Source organism: Streptomyces sp. R41 (assembly GCF_041053055.1).
In the GTDB taxonomy this organism is placed as follows: domain Bacteria; phylum Actinomycetota; class Actinomycetes; order Streptomycetales; family Streptomycetaceae; genus Streptomyces.
Genome location: NZ_CP163443.1, coordinates 7,596,737 through 7,615,192, shown reverse-complemented (window position 1 = coordinate 7,615,192; position 18,456 = coordinate 7,596,737). Strand labels below are relative to the sequence as shown.

Sequence of the window (18,456 nt, the reverse complement as noted above, 5' to 3'; positions counted from 1 at the left end):
AATTCCCCCAGAACTGAGCACAGCTAAACGGCGTCCACGAGCATCCGTATCCAGCGATTGGCCCGCTGGAGAATGTGGACGCCCTGTTGATTCGCTTTGATCACTTCGCGCAGTACGGGGTCCTCGACCACCTCGAGCGCGGTGCGGAAGAGCTGCTGAATGACGGGCCGTTCACCCGGCCGTCCGGAATCGAGCAGGCCGTCGATGTCGCGGAGGTCGATTCTCCGGATTCGTACGGCGTCGAAGGAGGCCACGGGCGGCCGCGGCACCTCGTCGACCAGGGACAACGCGCAGTCGTTCAGGAGGACCGCGAGCGCGTCACGGTGCCCGTCGAAGGTCTCCGGAGCGGCCTCGCGCAGCTTCTGCGCCAGTGGCTGCACCTCATTGCGCACGGTACGCAACGCCCGTACGAGATCCATTTCATTCAGCTGCCGCCATGCCTCCCCGCGGGCACGCGTCAGCTGTACGGAAATACCGTGGCTGTATTCTTCCCCGACTCCTTGGCGCATCTGCCGTCCCCGTTCGCCATTCCTTTCATTGTTGACGCACAACTTCGGTGCGGCAAGCAGCAGAATGGCGAACGGGACGGGTGTGCATTCCTGGGGAAAGGGTCAGCGAATGGGTCGGTGAACGTTGTCCTTCTTGCTCGGGCCGGGCGTCGCGTCCGCGATCCAGGGGCCTTCTCCGGACGGGTCGATGACGCCCTCCTCCAGCCACGTGTACGTACCCGACAGGACGCCCTTGACCACCTTGCGGTCGAGGTCGTCGGTGTTGGTCCACAGGCGGTCGAAGAGTTCGTCGACGCGGATGCGAGACTGGCGGCAGAAGGCGTCGGCGAGTTGGTAGGCCTCGCGGCCGTGCTCCCCGGTGGTGCGCAGGAGTTCGGCGCGGACGCAGGCCGCGCTCATCGCGAAGAGTTCGGCGCCGATGTCGACGATCCGGCCCAGGAAGCCCTGCTTGGTCTCCATGCGGCCCTGCCAGCGGGACATGGCGTAGAAGGTGGAGCGGGCGAGCTTGCGCGCGCTGCGTTCCACGTATCGCAGGTGCGCGGACAGATCCACCTGCTGGTTGAACTCGTTGTACGAACGCGGGAGTTGACCGGGACCCGCCACCAGCTTCGGCAGCCACTTGGCGTAGAAGACACCGGCGTTCGCGCCCGCCTTCGCCTTGTCCGAGAGGGACTTGTCCGGGTCGATGAGGTCGCCCGCGACCGACAGGTGGGCGTCGACCGCCTCGCGGGCGATCAGCAGATGCATGATCTCCGTCGAGCCCTCGAAGATGCGGTTGATGCGCAGATCGCGCAGGATCTGCTCGGCGGGAACCGCCCGCTCCCCGCGCGCGGCGAGCGACTCGGCGGTCTCGAAGCCGCGGCCGCCGCGGATCTGCACCAGTTCGTCGGCCATCAGCCAGGCCATCTCGGAGCCGTACAGCTTGGCGAGGGCGGCCTCGATGCGGATGTCGTTGCGGTCCTCGTCGGCCATCTGCGAGGACAGGTCGAGGACGGCCTCCAGCGCGAACGTCGTCGCCGCGATGAAGGAGATCTTCGAGCCGACCGCCTCGTGGAAGGCGACGGGCTTGCCCCACTGCTCGCGCGCCGCCGACCACTCGCGGGCGATCTTCAGACACCACTTGCCCGCGCCCACGCACATGGCGGGCAGGGAGAGCCGGCCGGTGTTGAGGGTGGTCAGGGCGATCTTGAGGCCCGCGCCCTCCGGGCCGATCCGGTTCGCGGCCGGGACGCGGACCTGGTGGAAGCGCGTGACGCCGTTCTCCAGACCGCGCAGGCCCATGAAGGCGTTGCGGTTCTCGACGGTGACACCCTCGGAGCCGGCCTCCACCACGAAGGCCGTGATGCCGCCCTTGTGGCCCTCGGACTTGGGGACGCGCGCCATGACGACCAGGAGGTCCGCGACGACGCCGTTGGTCGTCCAGAGTTTCACTCCGTCGAGGATGTAGTCCTCGCCGTCCGGTACGGCGGCCGTGGCGAGCCGGGCCGGGTCGGAGCCGACGTCCGGCTCGGTCAGCAGGAAGGCCGTGATGTCGGTGCGGGCGCAGCGCGGCAGGAAGGTTTCCTTCTGCTCCTGGGTGCCGAACAATTTCAGCGGCTGCGGTACTCCGATCGACTGATGCGCGGAGAGCAGCGCGCCGATCGCGGGGCTCGCGGAGCCGACCAGGGCGAGCGCCTTGTTGTAGTACACCTGGGTGAGACCGAGGCCGCCGTACTTGGTGTCGATCTTCATGCCGAGGGCGCCGATCTCCTTGAGGCCGTCGATGACCTCGTCGGGGATCTGCGCCTCGCGCTCGATGCGGGCCGAGTCGATCTTCGTCTCGCAGAAGTCGCGCAGTTTGGCGAGGAACTCCTCGCCGCGCTGCGCGTCCTCGTCGGCGGGCATGGGGTGGGGGTGGATCAGGTCGAGACGGAAGCGGCCGAGGAACAGCTCCTTGGCGAAGCTGGGCTTGCGCCAGTCCTGTTCGCGCGCGGCCTCGGCGACCTGTCGGGCCTCACGTTCGGTGACTGTGGGCTTGTGGGGTGTTGCGGACATGAGGCTCACCTCGCCGCGAATAGGGATCTTGGGCTCGTACACCGTTCTTCGGCGCGATCGTTACCGACCGGTGCTACTCGATCGTATGTACCCGATTCAGGGTGTGCCCACCAGACCTCGCGCAGTGTTCGGCCCAATGCGCGCCCCCGGGTGTCAGCCGATGGCCACCGAGTACGACTTCGTGTCAAGTCGTCCGGAGCCGCGGAAGACCTCGCTGCCCGACTCGATGCCGGAGAGGTATGTGTCGTTGCTCAGTAGTTTGCGACGGACCAGCGCCTGGGTGAAGTCGTCCAGGTCGAGGTCGGCCTTGGTGGTGTTCGTGCGGCGGACGAAGGAGTACACCTTCCAGCCGATGTCGCCCTGATAGATGTCCCACATGGCGCCGCCGAGGCTGACGCTGCCGTACTTGGTGCCGAGGGGGCCCGCGCCGCCCTGCCGGTTGAGCCAGACCATGACTTCGTCGGTGGGCTGGTCCTGCCAGTCCGCGTTGTTCTTGGCGTGCAGCCACAGGTCGTACGCGACGTTCATGGTGCCGGGGTTGGAGCTGACCGAGAACTGCCAGCTGGTCCTGACCGGCTTGCGGTCACCGACCCGGACGGGCAGCTCGGTGGCCGCCTTGTCCACCTTCCAGCCCCAGTGCCAGCCGAGCACCGTACTGGCGTAGGACTTCACGGCGTTTTCCTTGCCGGTCTTGCTGGACCAGGTGTACTCCGTGCCCCAGGCGATGGTGTCGCCGCTGCGCGAGGTGTCCCAGACGCACTGGGTTCCCGTGCCGTCGTCCTGCCCCCAGAGGTTGTTGTTGACGTAGTACTTGCCCATCGTGACGGTGTCGAAGGCGCCGCACTTCTTGCTGTCCTCGCCCGCCTGGGCGACAGTGACGCCGGCGGCGGCCGCGAGCGCCACCGAGCTCGCCAGGAGCGTCTTCGCCTTCTTGGACAGGCGCGGTCGACGGTGTTGCATCGGGGGTCCTTCCGGGGGACGGTCTGTGTACGCCCCTCAGTGGCCACCGCATGGTCAAAGGGTTGCCATGGCGCAAGCGATTGCCGTGGCGCACTCAAGAATTTAGTTGTCGAAGCGCTTCGACAACCTCTGGACACGTCTTCTTCACCGAGCTAGTGTCAAGCCATCCTCACTCGCCCCTATCCGCAATACGCGCACTGTCGAAGCGCTTCACAAAGCTTGGAGAGCTGGATGGTCACCCTCGCCGAGGTCGCCCAGCACGCCGGAGTCTCGGCGAGCACGGTGAGCTATGTCCTCAGCGGCAAGCGGTCCATCTCCGCGGGCACCCGGCAGCGGGTCGAGCGGAGCATCCAGGAGCTCGGCTACCACCCGAACGCGGGCGCCCGGGCCCTGGCGAGCAGCCGGTCCAACATCATCGCGCTGATGATTCCGCTCCGTACCGACATGTACGTACCCGTGATGATGGAGATCGCCATCGCGGTGGCGACCAACGCCCGCACCCATGGGTACGACGTGCTGCTGCTCACCGGCGAGGAGGGTCCCGACGCGGTACGCCGGGTCACCGGCAGCGGGCTCGCCGACGCGATGATCCTGATGGACGTCGAACTCGACGACGAGCGGCTGCCGTTGCTGCGCGAGACGGATCAGCCGTCCGTGCTCATCGGACTGCCCGCCGACACCTCCGGACTGACCTGCGTCGACCTCGACTTCGGCGCGACGGGAGCCCTGTGCGCCGAACATCTGGCGATCCTCGGCCACCGTGACATCGCTGTCATCGGCGAGGCGCCCGCGGTCTACGAACGGCACACCGGCTTCGCCGAGCGCACGCTCGACGGACTCCGGTCCCGTTCGCGGGAGTTGGGCCTGCGCGTGCTGCACCGCCCCTGCGAGGGCGGGTACGACGCGATGGCCGTGACCCTCGCCCGGATCCTCGACGAGCGCCCGGGCACCACGGGCTTCGTCGTGCAGAACGAGTCGGCGGTCGAACCGCTGCTCGCGCTGCTGCGCCAGCAGGGCCGCGCCGTGCCCGAGGACGTGTCGGTGATCGCGATCTGCCCGGACCAGGTCGCCACACAGGCCTCGGTGCGGCTGACCTCGGTCGCCATCCCCGCACAGGAGATGGGCCGGTACGCCGTGGAACATCTGATCGCCAAGCTCGAAGGACACGGCAAGGACGAAGTCGTGCTGATCGCACCCGAGTTGACGGTACGGGCGAGCACGGGTCCGGCGCCGACCGCCTGACACACGGCGCCCTGCCGCGGCCCTGCCGTGGAGCACCGCACACGACGCCGCGCACCACGTCGTACGCCCGCCGTGAGGCGCCGTACACCGAGCCGTACGCCCTCCCCGGGGGTCCGGCGCGGACGAGTCACGCCCTCGTGTGAGGGCAGCACCCTGTCCCGGCCCGCCTGAGCCGCGCCAGGTCACTTCGCCACTCCTCCTCCCAGGAGCACCCCACGTGAATCAGCCTGCCGAAAACCAGCCCCCTCAGGGCACCGTCAGCCTCGCGCAGTCCTCCCCGACCGTCGGTACGTTCCGCGAGCGGGACGGCGCGCTGGAGTGGAGCGGCCGCACGGAGACCGTACGCATCGAGCCCTGGGGCCCGGACGCGGTCCGCGTCCGGGCGCGGCTCGGCGGCCCGGTCCTGGAGAGCCTCCCGGGCGCGCTGCTGGACGAGCCGCCGGCCACCGAGAGCACCGTCAAGACCGAGGGCGGGGAAGGCCGGTTGACGGTCGGCGCGCTGACCGCTCTGGTGACCGCCGAGGGGCTCGTCCGCTTCGTCCGCACCGCCGACGGCGGCGAACTCCTCGCCGAGGAGCGCGCCCACTTCTGGTGGCCCGGCTCGCGCCTGTACACCCCGACCGGGAACGGGCACCACCGCCTGGAGCAGCGGTTCGCCGCGTACGAGGGCGAGAAGCTGTACGGCCTCGGACAGCACCAGCACGGGCTGCTCGACCAGAAGGGCGCCGTCCTGGACCTGATCCAGCGCAACGCCGAGGTGACCGTGCCGGTGCTCGTCTCCAGCCGCGGCTACACCCTCCTGTGGAACAACCCGGCGATCGGCCGCGTGGAGCTCGCGGGCAACGGCACCCGCTGGGTCGCCGACTCGGCCCGCCAGATCGACTACTGGATCACTGCGGGCACCCCCTCCGACGCCCAGCGCCGCTACAGCGCCGCCACCGGCCGTACGCCGATGCTGCCCGAGTGGGCGGCCGGTTTCTGGCAGTGCAAGCTGCGCTATCGCACGCAGGACGAACTCCTGGAAGTGGCCCGCGAATACAAGCGCCGGGGCCTGCCCCTGTCCGCCATCGTCTGCGACTTCTTCCACTGGACGCATCTGGGCGAGTGGAAGTTCGACCCGGCGGAGTGGCCCGACCCGGCGGCGATGCGGCGGGAGCTCACGGAACTCGGCGTCAAACTGGTCGTGTCCGTCTGGCCGTCGGTCTCGCCCCTCTCCGAGAACCATCAACTCATGGAGCAGCGCGGCTACTTCATCGGCACGGAGTACGGTCCGATGGCGCACGCCGACTGGCCCGACAAGGAGGTCGCGTCCACCGTCCAGGTGGCCTTCTACGACGCGACGAACCCCGACGCGCGCGACTTCCTCTGGTCGCGCGTGAAGGACAACTACCTCGACCCGTACGGGATCGATGCCTTCTGGCTCGACGCCTGCGAGCCGGAGCTGAAGCCGGGCTTCTCGGAGAACCTGCGCTACTACGCGGGCCCGGGCCTGGAGGTGGGCAATCTCTACCCCCGCGAGAACGCCCGCACCTTCTACGAGGGCATGCTGGCCGCAGGCGAGAGCGAGGTCGTCACCCTCAACCGCTCGGCGTGGGCGGGCAGTCAGCGCTACGGCGCCGCCCTGTGGTCCGGCGACATCGGCACCGACTTCGCGACCCTGCGCCGCCAGATCGCCGCCGGGCTCAACACGGCGCTCTCCGGCATCCCCTGGTGGAACACCGACATCGGCGGCTTCCACGGCGGCGACCCGGACGACCCGGCGTACCGCGAGGTCATGGTCCGCTGGTTCCAGTTCGGCGCGCTGTCCCCGCTGATGCGTCTGCACGGCTTCCGCGACCCGGGCATGCCGCTCGGCCCCGACATGACCGGCGGCCCGAACGAGGTCTGGTCGTACGGCGAGGAGGCCGGCGTGATCCTGGAGAAGTACCTGCGGCTGCGCGAGCGCCTGAAGCCGTACGTGCTGGAGGTGATGCGGGAGGCCCACGAGGAGGGGCTGCCGGTGATGCGCCCGCTGTTCCTGGAGTTCCCGGACGACCTGGCGACCTGGTCCGTGGACGACTCGTATCTCTTCGGCCCCGACCTGCTGGTCGCGCCGGTGCTCACGGCGGGCGCGACGGCCCGTACGGCTTACCTCCCGGCGGGCGCGTACTGGACGGACGCGTGGACGGGTGAGACCTACGAGGGGGGCGCCGCCGTGACGGTCGACGCCCCGCTGGACCGCATTCCCCTGTTCCTGCGGGACGGGGCGAAACTGCCCGTGGCCCCATAGCCGGGTGCGGCCGGTCCCTCGCGGGTGACCGGCCGCACTCTCATGCGTGTTTCATGAGCGGATCAACTGCTGCTGACCGTCAGGTTGTTGGCGGCGAAGTCGAGCCCGCCCGAGGACGAGGTGATCTCGAAGCCGAACTGCACGTCGCCGATGGTCTCGTTGCCGAACCAGCCCTTGGTGTCCTTGATCCACTTCAGGATCGGCAGGACGTTCACCGTGCCGGAGCTGGAGTTCGAGGTGCGCACGAACGAGAAGACCTCGTTGGCACCGTTGTTGCCCTTGTAGACGGTCCAGGTGTGACCGCCCAGCGTCACGTTGCCCTGCGAGGTACCGAGGGGGCCGACGGCTCCGGTCTTGTTGACCCAGAGCATGATCTCGTAGTCGTAGTCGGTGTCCCAGATGTCGTACGACGTGTTGTACGCGCCGGACGACGGCACCGTGACGTTGTAGCTGCTGGAGAGCGAGCCGAGCGAGGTGATCGACTTGTTGATCACCTTTTTGGAGTTGGGGTAGGACTTGATGCCGCCGGTGTTCGGGTGGTTCGCCCACACTCCCCAGCTGGTGCCGGAGTTGGCCCAGATGCACTGGTTGCCGGCGCCGGAGCCCCAGATGTTGTTGTAGAGCGTGTAGCCGTTCAGGGTTGTGGTGCCCCATTGGTCGCACGAGCTCCAGACGGCGGCCTGGGCGGGGGCGGAGGCGAGTCCGATGGTCGCGCCCAGCGCGAGGGCGGGGGCCAGCATCGCCTTGGTGATCCTGCTCAGCGTGCGTGTTGCCATGGTGTCCCTTCCATGGGTGGGGGGAGTTGCGCGGGTTACCACGCCCCCAGGCTGAGGACGTGGTCTTCTCCGGCGACGAGGTCGAGCGGTTCGGCGCCGGTGGAAGTCCGGATCTCGATGCGGTGGGTACGGGTGGGGCGTATGACCGCGGTGGCTTCTCGCGGGCTCCAGGTGAGGTCGATCTCCGCGCCGAACCGCGTGCGGACGCCCCGTAGTCGGCCCGTGGGGTACGCCGTCGGCAGCGCGGGCAGCAGGACCAGCCGGTCGGGCGTCGACTGGACGAGCATCTCGATCAGCACGGCGGGCAGCGTGTGGGCGGCGTCCGCGTTGTAGACGTGCCGGTTGGGGTAGTGCCCGCTCATCAGGGAGACGTGGAAGAAGTTCCCGGCCAGGACGTTGTCCAGGGCCGCCGCCACCCGTTCGCCGTCCCTCAGCCGGGCCGCCACCAGGGCGTGGTGGAGGTGGCCGTGCGCGGAGTCGTTCTCGGCGCCGCGCAGTTCGAGCGCGCGATGGGCCGCCGCGGCGAGGTCCGGGGTGTCATAGGGGGTGATCTCGTCGAGCGGCCAGACGCCGTAGAGGTGGCTGAGATGGCGGTGGTCGTAGGTGTCGTCGAGACCGGGCCAGGCCCATTCGGCCAGCGCGCCATCGGCGTTGACGCGGTGCGGCGGCAGCCGGTCGGCGAGCTCGCGCCAGCGTTCGGCGTCGGGTCCTGGGTGGTAGTCGGCCGCCGTGCGCAGGGCGTGGCGGGCCGCGGAGAGGTCCATGGCGGCATTGAGGGTGACCCAGCTCGCGTTCGCGGGGCGGTTCTCCGGGGAGTACGACGGCACGATCACGAGATGGCCGTTGTCGTCGGTGCGGGTGAGGAAGTCCTCGTAGAAGTACGCCACTTCGGCGAGGGCCGCTCCAAGGCGCGGGTCGCGTGCGCCGCGGGTCTCGTCGTGGTCCACGAGGGGCTTCAGGAGCCAGTCGGCGCCCGCGGTCCACACGTGCAGGGGGTACTCGCGACTGAGGTGGTAGATGTGCCCGGACTCGCCGTCGGTGTGCGCGGGGGCCACGACGCCCCGCGCGCCGAAGATCGCCCGGGCGTTGTCGCGCCAGTGCGGCAACTGGCCGTGGATCAGGGCGGCATGGGCCTCCGTGACCTCAGGGAGCGCGGCCGCGGCGGCCGACGCCGTCTGAAGGTTGAGGTTGGCGTCCGTGGTGAACGCCCCGGACCAGGCGGTGTCCCAGTCGCCGGTCCACAGCCCGGTCAGGCGTGGCGGCAGCGTCCCGGCGGACGACAGCAGGTGGTAGCGGCCCGCCGCGAAAAGCCGCTCCAGGAGGGCGGGGCTTTTGGAGCGGTGGACCAAGTCCGAGCCAGGGAGGGCGCGTTCGACGGCGTCGGCGTGCAGGTCGAGAGCGGTGCGGAGGTAGGCGGGCCGGTGGAGGGCGGTGTGGCGGGAGAGGAGGTGGGTGTACGCGTCTTTGTCGGTGTCGGGTTCGGCGTCGGCTTCGGCGTCGGGTTCGGCTTGGGCTTCAGCTTCGGCTTCAGCTTCAGCTGCGGCATCGGCGTCGGCTTCGGCTTCGGCGTCGGCGTCGGCTTCGGCTTCGGCTTCGGCTTCGGCTTCGGCTTCGGCTTCGGCGTCGGCGTCGGCTTCGGCTTCGGCTTCGGCTTCGGCTTCGGCTTCGGCTTCAGCATGGGCTTCGAGCCGGCCGGCGGATTGACTGTCGTCCTGGGGCAGCAGGGCGCGCAGCTCGCGGGCCTCGGTCAGCGCGTCCAGTTCGCCCGCGTGCCGCCGTACGCGCGTGAGCAGAAGCAGCGAGCGCGCGCCCTCGACGCGTACGCCGGGCAGGGCGGTCCGGGTCCGGCCGCCCGTGACCACGACGAGCGTCACCCCCGTGTACGCCAGGTCGCTGCCCGGATAGCGGGCGCGCAGCGTGAGGAGGGCGCCCTCGGGGGTGAGGACGGCGCTGTGTCCCACCGTCAAGTCGGCGGGGACGCCCGGCAGTCGGGGGTCGAGGGTCACGTCGACCGTGAGATCGGACTCGGTCACGTACTGGACGACGACGTCGTCGGCCCGTGAGACGAAGACCTCGCTGCGCCAGCTGCCGCACTCGGCGCTGACGACGCCGGTGGTGAAGTCGACCTCGCGCCGGTACGAGCGCCATTCCGCGGCCGGGCGGCGCAGCCGCACCTGGAAGGCGGGGTGGAAGGGCGGCACCCAGAGCAGCGGTCGCCCATCGGTGAAGGCCTCCCCCGCCGTGGTGTCCCCTGCCAGCAACCGGTCCTGTACGTCGTCGAGTCGGTCGGCGAGAGCGGGCGGACGCGCGCGCCCGCTGCCGTTCGGCCGGACCAGGCTGTGGTGGTTGACGATGACCCGGTCGCCGTTCGGATCGCCGAACACCATGACGCCGTGCGTGCCGTTCCCGCTCAGGAAGGCGTCCTCCCAGCGGGCCGCGGGCAGCGGCTCCCAGGTGCCGTGGACGGGCGCGCTCATGGGGCCGGCTCCAGCACGACGACGCCGTACCGGTCCAGCTCCACGGCCTCCGCCACGTCGGCACCGGTGAGCAGGTCACGATGGCGTCCGGGCACCGAAACGGCGACCCGGTCCCGCCCGTGATGGAGAAGGAACAGCAGGCCGCCACGGCGTACGGCCTCCACCCCTGCCGGAAGGCCGTCGAGCGGCGGCCGTACACCCGCGTCCTGTGCGATCCCGGCCAGCAGGGTGCACAGCGCCTCGGGCTCGGGAAGTGTGGAGAGGTACCAGGCGCCGCCCTTACGGAGCACCGCAGGCATTCCGTCCAGCTCGCCGCCCTTGTACACGGCCTCCGCGACGGCGTCCCCGGCCGCCTCGATCTCCTCGGACCACAGCGTGCCCCGGAAGCCGTCGCACTCGGCGGTCTCCCCCGCGTCCAGCGGCCACCACTCGTGCAGCGTGCGGATGCCGAACAGTTCGCGCAGCCGCGCGTCCATGCCGCCGGGGCGCACCCGGTCGTCCTCGTCGGCGACACCGGTGAGGAAGCCGCAGACGAGGATGCCCCCTCCTCGTACGTACGCGAGGAGGTTGTCGATCGCTGCGTCCGTGAGCAGATACAGCTGCGGTACGACGACGAGCCTGTACGCGGACAGGTCGTGCTCGGGGTGCGCGAAGGCGGTGGTGAGGTGGGCCTCCCACAGGGCGCGGTGCCAGGCGCGTACGACCTCGGGACAGTCGACCTCGCGGGAAAGGCGACCGTCCTGCGCGCCGGCCCACCAGGAGTTCCAGTCGTGCAGGATCGCGATGTCGGAGGTGAGATGTGTGCCCGCGACTTCGCCGCCGATGAGGGCGAGTTCGGCACCGAGCCGCTTGACCTCCTGGAAGGTGCGACCCCGCTCCCCCGCGTGGCTGAGCATCCCCGAGTGGAACTTCTCCGCGCCCTGGCGGGACTGCCGCCACTGGAAGTAGCAGACCGCGTCGGCGCCGCGCGCCACGGCCTGGAAGGACCAGAGGCGGTTGAGGCCGCGCGGCTTGGGGTGGTTCACGCCGCGCCAGTTGACCGGTCCGGCCGCCTGCTCCATGAGCATCCAGGGGCCGCCCGCCACCTGGGACCGCGTCATGTCCTGGATGAGCGCGCCGTTCTGGGCGCCGAAGGGGTCACGCGGATCCGGATAGATGTCGACCGAGACGACGTCCTCCTCGGCGGCCCACTTCCAGGCGTCCTGGCCCACCCACATCGGCATGAAGTTGCTGGTGACGGGGGTGTCCGGGGTGTGCCGGCGGACGATGTCCCGCTCGGCGCGGTAGCACTCCAGGAGCATGTCGGAGGTGTAGCGCTTGAAGTCGAGCACGTGCGTCGGGTTCTTCATGTAGTGCGCGTGACGCGGCGGGAGCACCTCGTGCCAGCCGTCGTAGCCCTGGCTCCAGAAGGCCGTGCCCCAGGCTTCGTTGAGGGTCTCGATCGTGCCGTACTTGTCCTGGAGCCAGCGGCGGAAGGTGGCGGCCGCCTCGTCGCCGTAGTCGAAGGTGCAGTACTCGTTGTTGATGTGCCACATGGTGAGGGCCGGGTGGCTGCCGTAGCGGGCGGCCAGGTCCTCGGTGATGGCGGCGGCGTAGCGGCGGTAGACGGCGCTGGAGTGCGAGAAGTGCTGGCGGGAGCCCCACCACTCGGTGCGCCCTTCCTCGTCCCGGGGCAGCGTCTCGGGGTGCAGGCGGCCCATCCAGGGCGGGGGCGAGGAGGTGGGCGTGGCGAGGACGACACCGATGCCGTTCGCGTGCATCAGGTCCATCAGCCGGTCGAGCCAGCCGAACTCGCGTGCCCCCGGGCGCGGTTCGATCTTCGCCCAGGAGAAGACGCCGACGGTGACGGAGTTGACGCCGGCCTCCTTCATCAGGCGTACGTCCTCGTGCCAGGTCTCCTCGGGCCACTGCTCGGGGTTGTAGTCGCCGCCGAAGAGGATGCGGCCGCGAGTGGCGTCGGCGAGACTCGGCCCCTCGGGCGTCCGTTCCTTGTGCACGGGCATCAGACGGGCTCCCCGCATTGGATGCCGCGCCCGTTCGTGCCGAGGTAGACCCGGCCGTAGACGCGCGGGTCGCCCGTGATGACCTCGCCGATCCAGCCCCACTGGTGGGCGTTGTCGTTGATACGGACCCAGGTCCTGCCCTCGTCGTCGGAGCGGAGGACGGCGGTGATGGTCTGCGTCGAACCGACCTGGTAGATCGCCGGGTAGTCCGCCCCGTCTGCGGCCTTGCCGAAGCCGAGGGTGTACGAGGCCCAGCAGCTGGTGACCTTCTCGAAGCCTGCGCCACCGTCGGTGGACCGGTAGAGGCCATTCCATTTCACGCTCAGCCACAGGTCACCGGAGCGTCCCGGCGCCGCGACCAGCTTGAACTGGCTGTCGCCCAAGGGCAGTCCGGTCGCACGGGCCGTGAAGGAACGGCCACTGTCAGTGCTGGCGAACAGTGTTCCTGTGTCGGTGTCGTACGCGTAGAAGAGCGTCGGGTCGGCCGGGTCGGCGACCGGCGTGGCGCCCTTCGGGAAGGAGGAGACCTCGGACCAGGTCGCGCCGCTGTCCGCCGAGCGGTGCGCTGCGTACTTCGTGCCGTCCCAGTGCACGAAGGACCACAGCAGTGTGCTGCCGTCGGCGCTGGAGGCGATCGGCCCCGGTGCGCTCTTGGCGATGTCGGGCTGGGCCGCGAAGGGCGCCCAGGTCTGCCCGCCGTCGTTCGAGTAGGCGCCGTTGCCGTTGTCGCCCCAGCCCGCGCGGACGACGTACGACGGCTTGGCCGCGGCTTGCGCGAGTCCCGTCGCCGACCCGAACACGGGGTTCGCCGCCATGCCGCGCGACGGAGACGCCGTGAGCCGCTCGTGGTACATCACGCCGATGTCCCCGAGTCCGCTGATCAGATGCGCCTCCCCGGCCGGGGGCGAGATCAGCTGGCGCACGGCCGTCTCCTCCAGACCGCGGATCTGCGGCGCCCAGCGCGTGAGGTCGCGGGTGCCGTAGAGGGTCGCGCCGGTCCCGTACACGACGTGCTTGGAGTCGTACGGGTCCACGGCGACCGCCTGGATCCACCAGCCGAACTTGGGCTGGTCGCCGCCCCAGTTGAGGAAGGGAGTCTCGGTCACGTCGAACACGGCAACGTCCTTGAGGGACGTCCAGCTACGGCCACCGTCGGTGGTCCGGAACACCGTGTCGCCGTCCGCCCAGCGGTTGTTGGTGGACACGACGAGGGTGCCCGCGCGGCAGGCGTCGACGGAGACCCCGCCGTAGGCGAAGGTGTCCGCGGAGCCGTCGTTCGTGGTGCCCCCCGGCTTCACCGGCGTCACGTCGGCCCACGCCCCTGTGGCGGCAAGCAGCTTGTGCACGCTGCCGTCGGACTGGCCATTGGGCCCGGGCGCGTTGCCGTACGTCACGTAGAGCTCGCGGGTGTGCGTGTCGTACGCGGCGCGGAGCGGGACCTTGGCGGAGGTGCCGGACGGCTGCCCGGGTACGGCCTCCCAGGTCGTGCCGTCGGCCGTGCGGTACAGGTTCGCCGTGCCCGAGGTGCCGTCGCCGTCGCCCCAGCCGGCGTAGACGGCGCGCCCGGCCGCGACGAGGAAGGTGATGCCCTGCCCGGAGGAGCTCGCGGTCGCGGGAAAGCCGGTGACAGCCGCCCAAGTGGTGCCCCGGTCGGTGGACTTGAGCAACCCGTCGTGCCGGGTCCCCAGCCACAGGGTGTCGCTGTCGCGCGGATCGACGAGGAGCCGTTCCCCGGCTCCCCGCCCGTCCTCGTTGGCGCCGAGCTTCACGGACAGATCGGTACGGGTCCAGGTGGCACCGCGGTCCTCGGAGCGCAGGACCGCGCCGTTGCCAGCCCACGACTGGGCGTACGTGCCGACGGCGATGTACAGCCGGTCGGGGTGCGCGGGGTCGACGGCGAGCGCCTCGACGCCGAGGAGGTTCCAGTCGTCCCAGCCGAGGTGGTCAGTGAGCGGGGTCCAGCGGGCGGCCCGGTCGTCCCAGCGGTAGGCGCCGCCGATGTCGGTGCGGGCGTAGGCGAGACCGCGTACGGCGGGATGGAAGAGGACGCCGGTGATGAAGCCGGTGCCGCCTATGACGGCGTTGCGCCAGCGGTACGGCGACCCGTCCGCGGCGGGGGCCGCGTGAGCCGGTGCGCCGCCGACGGAGACGGCGGCGAGCGCGGCCGTGGCGGCGGTCCCGGCGAGAACGGTTCGTCTGCTCAGACGGGGTGTGCGCATGACATGCCTCGTTCTGGGAGAGGGGCGAGGGGCGCTCTGTGACAGGCGTGGACGGCAGGCCCCGTCAGGGGCGCGGGGAACTGCGCGACCAGCCACGACGGACCGCAGGTCACGGACGGCAGGCAGTTCACGGACCCGCACTTCCGCACGACCCGGCGGAGCGGAACATTGGGCCCGCCACGGCCGACCGCCGATCAGGAGCAGGTCGACCGCAGCGGAGTAGAGGGAGCCGGAAACAGCGGGCCGGCGCAGATCAGCCCTTCACCGCGCCGGTCAGCATGCCCTTCTTGAAGTGCCGCTGGACGAACGGCGAGAGGATCGCCACCGGCAGCAGCGCCAGCACCATCACCGCCATCTGGATGGCGAGCGGCGACAGCTGCCCGGTGTTGATCTGGGTCGCGAGGCCAACGGGACGTTCTTGCTTCTGCACCAGCTGGATCATGACGTTCTGCAGCGGCATCATGTCCTGGTCGGTGAGATAGATGGAGGCGTTGAACCAGGCGCTCCAGTACCCGACCGCGTAGAAGAGCGAGATCACCGCGAGCACGGCACGCGACAGCGGCATCACGATCTTCCGCAGGATGCGCCAGTCGCCGGCCCCGTCGATGCGGGCGCTGTCGATGAGTTCGGGCGAGATCCCCATGAAGAACGAACGCAGCACCAGGATGTTGAAGACGCTCACCGCGCTGGGGAGGATCAGCGCGAGGTAGGTGTCGGTGAGACCGAGGGCCTGCACCAGCAGATAGGTCGGGATGAGGCCCGCACCGAAGAACATCGTGGCGAGCAGCAGCATCAGCAGCCAGCGGTGCCCGAGCGACCCGATGCGCGAAAGGCCGTACGCGCACAGGACCGAGACGGTCATGCTGAACAGGGTGCCGACGAGCGTCACGCCCAGGCTGACCATGGCGGCACGCTGGACCTGGCCGCCGGTGAGCAGTTCCTTGTAGGCGACGAAGGTGACGCCCTTGGGGATCACCACCAGGCCGCCGGCCGCGTCGATGGTCTTCCTCGACTGGAGGCTGGTGACGATGACGATCCAGAGCGGGAAGAGGATCGCGAAGGCGGCCAGGGTGAGGGCGAGGCCCTTGCCCGCGAGGCCTGTCTTCGACGGTTCTTCCTCCCAGGCCGGGCGGGGAGGCGCCGCCCACCGGCTCGGCTTGCGCGAAAGCTCGTCGACGGGCTTGTCCACGGGCTTGTCGATGACGGCGGTCACTTCTTGTACACCCCCTGCTCACCCATGAGGTGGGCGACCTTGTTGGCGGTCAGGACGAGCCCCAGGCCGACGATGCCCTTGATGAGCCCGGCGGCGGCGGCGTAACCGAAGTCCTGGTTGCGGATGCCGTTCCACCAGACGTAGGTGTCGAGGACTTCGGAGGCTCCGGGGCCCACGGAGTCGCGCTGGAGCAGCAGTTGCTCGAAGCCGACGGTGAGCGCGTCGCCGACGCGGAGTACCAGGAGCAGGGCGATCACCGGACGCAGCGCGGGCAGCGTGACGTGCCACATCCGCCGCCAGCGCCCGGCGCCGTCCATCGCGGCGGCCTCGTACAGGTCGTTCGAGACGGAGGACAGGGCCGCGAGGAAGACGATGATGCCCCAGCCCGCGTCCTTCCAGACGCCCTCGGCGGTCACCAGGAACTTGAAGATCCCCGGGTCGGTCATCAAATCGATGCCCTTGTGCCCGTGTTGGCGCAGGGTCTGCGCGATGATGCCCGCGCCGCCGAAGATCTGCTGGAAGACGGTGACGACGAGGACCCAGGAGAAGAAGTGCGGGAGGTACATGATCGCCTGGGCGACGGCCCGGACCCGGGGCCTGACCACGCTGTTGATGAGCAGCGCGAGCAGGATGGGGAGCGGGAAGTACAGCACCAGCTGGAGGAAGAACAGCACGAAGGTGTTCTGCACCGCGTGCCAGAAGGCCGAGTCCTCGAAGATCCGCTGGAAGTTCTCGAAGCCGACCCAGGGACTCTCGAACATGGCGACGAAGCCGTTGTCGCTCAGGTACGGGTCGTAGTCCTGGAAGGCGACGATGTTGCCGAGGACCGGTATGTAGGTGAAGACGAGGACTAGCGCGACAGCGGGCAACGTCATCAGGATCAGGGTGCGGTCGCGTCTGAACCGGAGCCGGAAGCTCAGCTTTCCGGCCCGCTTTCCGGATCGCTTTCCGGCGTCCTTCGCGGCAGCCCCGCTCGCCGGACTCTCGCCCGGTTTCTCGGTCGTCTTCGCCCCGGCCCTGCTCCGAGGCACCGTGCTGTGGGACACGGCCTTCTCCTTGCCTCAGCCCTGGGTCACTTGGCCGATGAGCCGTTGTCGTCGAGCAGCTTCTTGTACCAGGCGCGCAGGTCGTCGCCGCCCTTCTGCTTCCAGTCGGCCACGGCCTGCTGCATGTCGCTGATCTTCTTGCGGCCGCGGACGATGTCGTCCTCCAGCTGCTCGAAGTCGTTGGCGAGGTTGGTCCAGCGGTTGGGCTCGGTGACGGTCAGGCCGTAGAAGGAGGACTTCTTCGTGAAGGCGCCCATCCGCTGCTGCCATTCGACCTGGAGCTTGGCGATCTCCGGCAGATCGGGGTGGGCGAGGTACGCGGCCGGGTCGCCGGTGTAGTCGTAGGCGCCGTTGACCTCGTTGGTGCCCTTGGTGGTCTTAGTGGGCAGGCCCTTCTTCAGCGTGTAGTCGGTGCCCTCGACGCCGTAGACCGTGAGCATGTACTCCTTGGTGCCGTACGGCGCGGCGCAGTAGTTGGCGAGCGCGAGGAAGTCCTTGATCTGCTGCTTCGACGCCTTCTTGCTGACGAAGGTGAAGATGTTCGAGGGCTGGACCGCCCACAGCGTGGGGTCACCGCCGTCGTGGCCGAAGATGTCCATCGCGGCCATCTCGAAGTCGGCCTTCTGGGTCAGCTGCTCGGCGGTCGAGCCGTACCAGTAGGAGAGGTTGCCGTTGAAGACGAGGACCTGGCCCGCGGTGAAGCGGTTGGACGCGTCGCCCTTGACCGCCTTGGCGTCGGGGTGGACCACACCGGCCGCGTACAGCTTGCGCGTCCACTCCAGGGCTTCGAGGTACTCCTCGGTCTCGATGCGGTTGATCAGCTTGCCGCCGTCGAGGTTCCACCACAGCGCCTTGTCGCTGCCGGGCAGGACGCCGAACATGTTGAAGGCGGTCCACTTCAGGTCGTCGCAGGCCCAGACCTTCGACTTGGCGTCGGTGGCCTCCTTGGCCCAGGACAGGAACTCGTCCGCCGACTTGGGGAGTTGGTACCCCTTCTTCTCGAAGAGGTCCTTGCGGTAGAAGGGCGCGATGTCGGTCACGTACGACGCGGGCATCGGAATCGCGCGCAGCTTCCCGCCGAAGATGGCGCGCTGCCAGGCGTCGGTGGGGACGGCCGCGAGGTTCGGGTAGTCCTTGGCCTTGTCACCGGACAGGTAGGGGCCGAGGTCGGCGAACTTGGCGTTGATGGCGCTGGGTATCTTGCCCATCAGGTTCCAGCCCGGGACGACCACCGCGTCCGGGATGTCGCTGGAGGCGAGGATCGCGCCCAGCTTCTCGTCGTAGGTGTTGCCGTCCTGGTTCTGCCAGGTCACGTCGACGCCGACGGCCTCGTTCATGGCCTTGTAGTAGGCGTTGTCGTTGGACGGCGGCGTGCCCCACAGCGGCGCCATGATCTTCAGCTTGGCGCCGCTGCCCAGCTTCTTCGGCACCGACGTCTTCAGCCCGCTCAGGTCGATCGCCTGGGTGAAGCCCGCCGCCGACCCGCTCTTCGCCGGAATGTCGGGCGTCACGACGCTCGACGCGACGAACGTCGGAAGGATCTTCTGGGCGTCCTTCCCGGAAGTGGTGCCGTTCTTGTTGCCGTCGTTCCCGCCGCCGCAGGCGGCGAGCAGCGGCATCCCTCCGGCGACCGCCGCGGCGGCGACCGCCGTGGAGGCGAGGAAGCTTCTCCGGCTGGGGGCGGAGGTGGCGGAGTTCGGCGTCATTG

General features: G+C 69.4%; 12 protein-coding genes. 2 read left to right on the top strand and 10 right to left on the bottom strand.

Translation table 11 applies throughout. The features are described from left to right. Window positions 1-23: 23 nt before the first annotated feature. The 3 genes from AB5J53_RS34785 to AB5J53_RS34775 all read right to left on the bottom strand — a co-directional run bounded on the left by AB5J53_RS34785 (window position 24) and on the right by AB5J53_RS34775 (window position 3,503). Complete coding sequence (locus AB5J53_RS34785) at window positions 24-419, bottom strand: hypothetical protein (protein ID WP_369249566.1); 396 nt, start codon at window positions 417-419, stop codon at window positions 24-26. A 192-nt stretch (window positions 420-611) separates the two neighbouring features. Next, on the bottom strand, window positions 612-2,543 hold the full coding sequence (locus tag AB5J53_RS34780; RefSeq protein WP_369249565.1) for an acyl-CoA dehydrogenase family protein: 1,932 nt from the start codon (window positions 2,541-2,543) through the stop codon (window positions 612-614). A 153-nt stretch (window positions 2,544-2,696) separates the two neighbouring features. After that, the gene (locus AB5J53_RS34775; protein ID WP_369249564.1) at window positions 2,697-3,503 is read right to left on the bottom strand and encodes an endo-1,4-beta-glucanase; all 807 of its coding nucleotides are present in this window, start codon (window positions 3,501-3,503) and stop codon (window positions 2,697-2,699) included. Window positions 3,504-3,734: 231 nt separating this feature from the next. Between AB5J53_RS34775 and AB5J53_RS34770 the strand changes: the two genes are divergently transcribed. Together AB5J53_RS34770 and AB5J53_RS34765 are read left to right on the top strand one after the other, a co-directional pair. After that, window positions 3,735-4,745 carry a LacI family DNA-binding transcriptional regulator gene (locus tag AB5J53_RS34770; RefSeq protein ID WP_369249563.1) on the top strand — a complete coding sequence of 337 codons (1,011 nt, stop codon included), beginning with the start codon at window positions 3,735-3,737 and terminating at the stop codon, window positions 4,743-4,745. 217 nt (window positions 4,746-4,962) lie between these two features. After that, complete coding sequence (locus tag AB5J53_RS34765) at window positions 4,963-7,014, top strand: TIM-barrel domain-containing protein (RefSeq protein ID WP_369249562.1); 2,052 nt, start codon at window positions 4,963-4,965, stop codon at window positions 7,012-7,014. Window positions 7,015-7,076: 62 nt separating this feature from the next. Here AB5J53_RS34765 and AB5J53_RS34760 read toward each other — a convergent pair whose 3' ends face one another. From AB5J53_RS34760 to AB5J53_RS34730, 7 genes are all read right to left on the bottom strand, one after another. Next, a complete protein-coding gene (locus AB5J53_RS34760; protein WP_369249561.1) occupies window positions 7,077-7,790 on the bottom strand; it encodes a hypothetical protein in 714 nt (237 codons plus the stop codon). A gap of 35 nt (window positions 7,791-7,825) precedes the next feature. After that, a complete protein-coding gene (locus AB5J53_RS34755) occupies window positions 7,826-10,267 on the bottom strand; it encodes a glycoside hydrolase N-terminal domain-containing protein (RefSeq protein ID WP_369249560.1) in 2,442 nt (813 codons plus the stop codon). Continuing rightward, a complete protein-coding gene (locus tag AB5J53_RS34750; RefSeq protein WP_369249559.1) occupies window positions 10,264-12,270 on the bottom strand; it encodes a beta-galactosidase in 2,007 nt (668 codons plus the stop codon). The genes AB5J53_RS34755 and AB5J53_RS34750 overlap by 4 nt, the downstream gene beginning before the upstream one ends. Continuing rightward, window positions 12,270-14,489: a WD40/YVTN/BNR-like repeat-containing protein gene (locus AB5J53_RS34745; protein ID WP_369249558.1), complete on the bottom strand. Its 2,220-nt coding sequence runs from the start codon at window positions 14,487-14,489 to the stop codon at window positions 12,270-12,272. The genes AB5J53_RS34750 and AB5J53_RS34745 overlap by 1 nt, the downstream gene beginning before the upstream one ends. Window positions 14,490-14,742: 253 nt before the next feature. Further along, window positions 14,743-15,702 carry a carbohydrate ABC transporter permease gene (locus tag AB5J53_RS34740; RefSeq protein ID WP_369249557.1) on the bottom strand — a complete coding sequence of 320 codons (960 nt, stop codon included), beginning with the start codon at window positions 15,700-15,702 and terminating at the stop codon, window positions 14,743-14,745. Beyond that, complete coding sequence (locus AB5J53_RS34735) at window positions 15,699-16,748, bottom strand: ABC transporter permease (RefSeq protein WP_369249556.1); 1,050 nt, start codon at window positions 16,746-16,748, stop codon at window positions 15,699-15,701. Before AB5J53_RS34735 ends, AB5J53_RS34740 begins: the two co-directional genes overlap by 4 nt. Before the next feature lie 26 nt (window positions 16,749-16,774). Next, window positions 16,775-18,454: an extracellular solute-binding protein gene (locus tag AB5J53_RS34730; protein ID WP_369249555.1), complete on the bottom strand. Its 1,680-nt coding sequence runs from the start codon at window positions 18,452-18,454 to the stop codon at window positions 16,775-16,777. Window positions 18,455-18,456: the final 2 nt, after the last annotated feature.

Excerpts from the sequence above, each read along its gene's own strand:
- AB5J53_RS34750 (WP_369249559.1), bottom strand. The coding sequence starts at position 12,270 with ATGCCCGTGCACAAGGAACGGACGCCCGAGGGGCCGAGTCTCGCCGAC.
- AB5J53_RS34755 (WP_369249560.1), bottom strand. The coding sequence starts at position 10,267 with ATGAGCGCGCCCGTCCACGGCACCTGGGAGCCGCTGCCCGCGGCCCGC.
- AB5J53_RS34780 (WP_369249565.1), bottom strand. The coding sequence starts at position 2,543 with ATGTCCGCAACACCCCACAAGCCCACAGTCACCGAACGTGAGGCCCGA.
- AB5J53_RS34760 (WP_369249561.1), bottom strand. The coding sequence starts at position 7,790 with ATGGCAACACGCACGCTGAGCAGGATCACCAAGGCGATGCTGGCCCCC.
- AB5J53_RS34770 (WP_369249563.1), top strand. The coding sequence starts at position 3,735 with ATGGTCACCCTCGCCGAGGTCGCCCAGCACGCCGGAGTCTCGGCGAGC.
- AB5J53_RS34745 (WP_369249558.1), bottom strand. The coding sequence starts at position 14,489 with ATGCGCACACCCCGTCTGAGCAGACGAACCGTTCTCGCCGGGACCGCC.
- AB5J53_RS34730 (WP_369249555.1), bottom strand. The coding sequence starts at position 18,454 with ATGACGCCGAACTCCGCCACCTCCGCCCCCAGCCGGAGAAGCTTCCTC.
- AB5J53_RS34785 (WP_369249566.1), bottom strand. The coding sequence starts at position 419 with ATGGATCTCGTACGGGCGTTGCGTACCGTGCGCAATGAGGTGCAGCCA.
- AB5J53_RS34775 (WP_369249564.1), bottom strand. The coding sequence starts at position 3,503 with ATGCAACACCGTCGACCGCGCCTGTCCAAGAAGGCGAAGACGCTCCTG.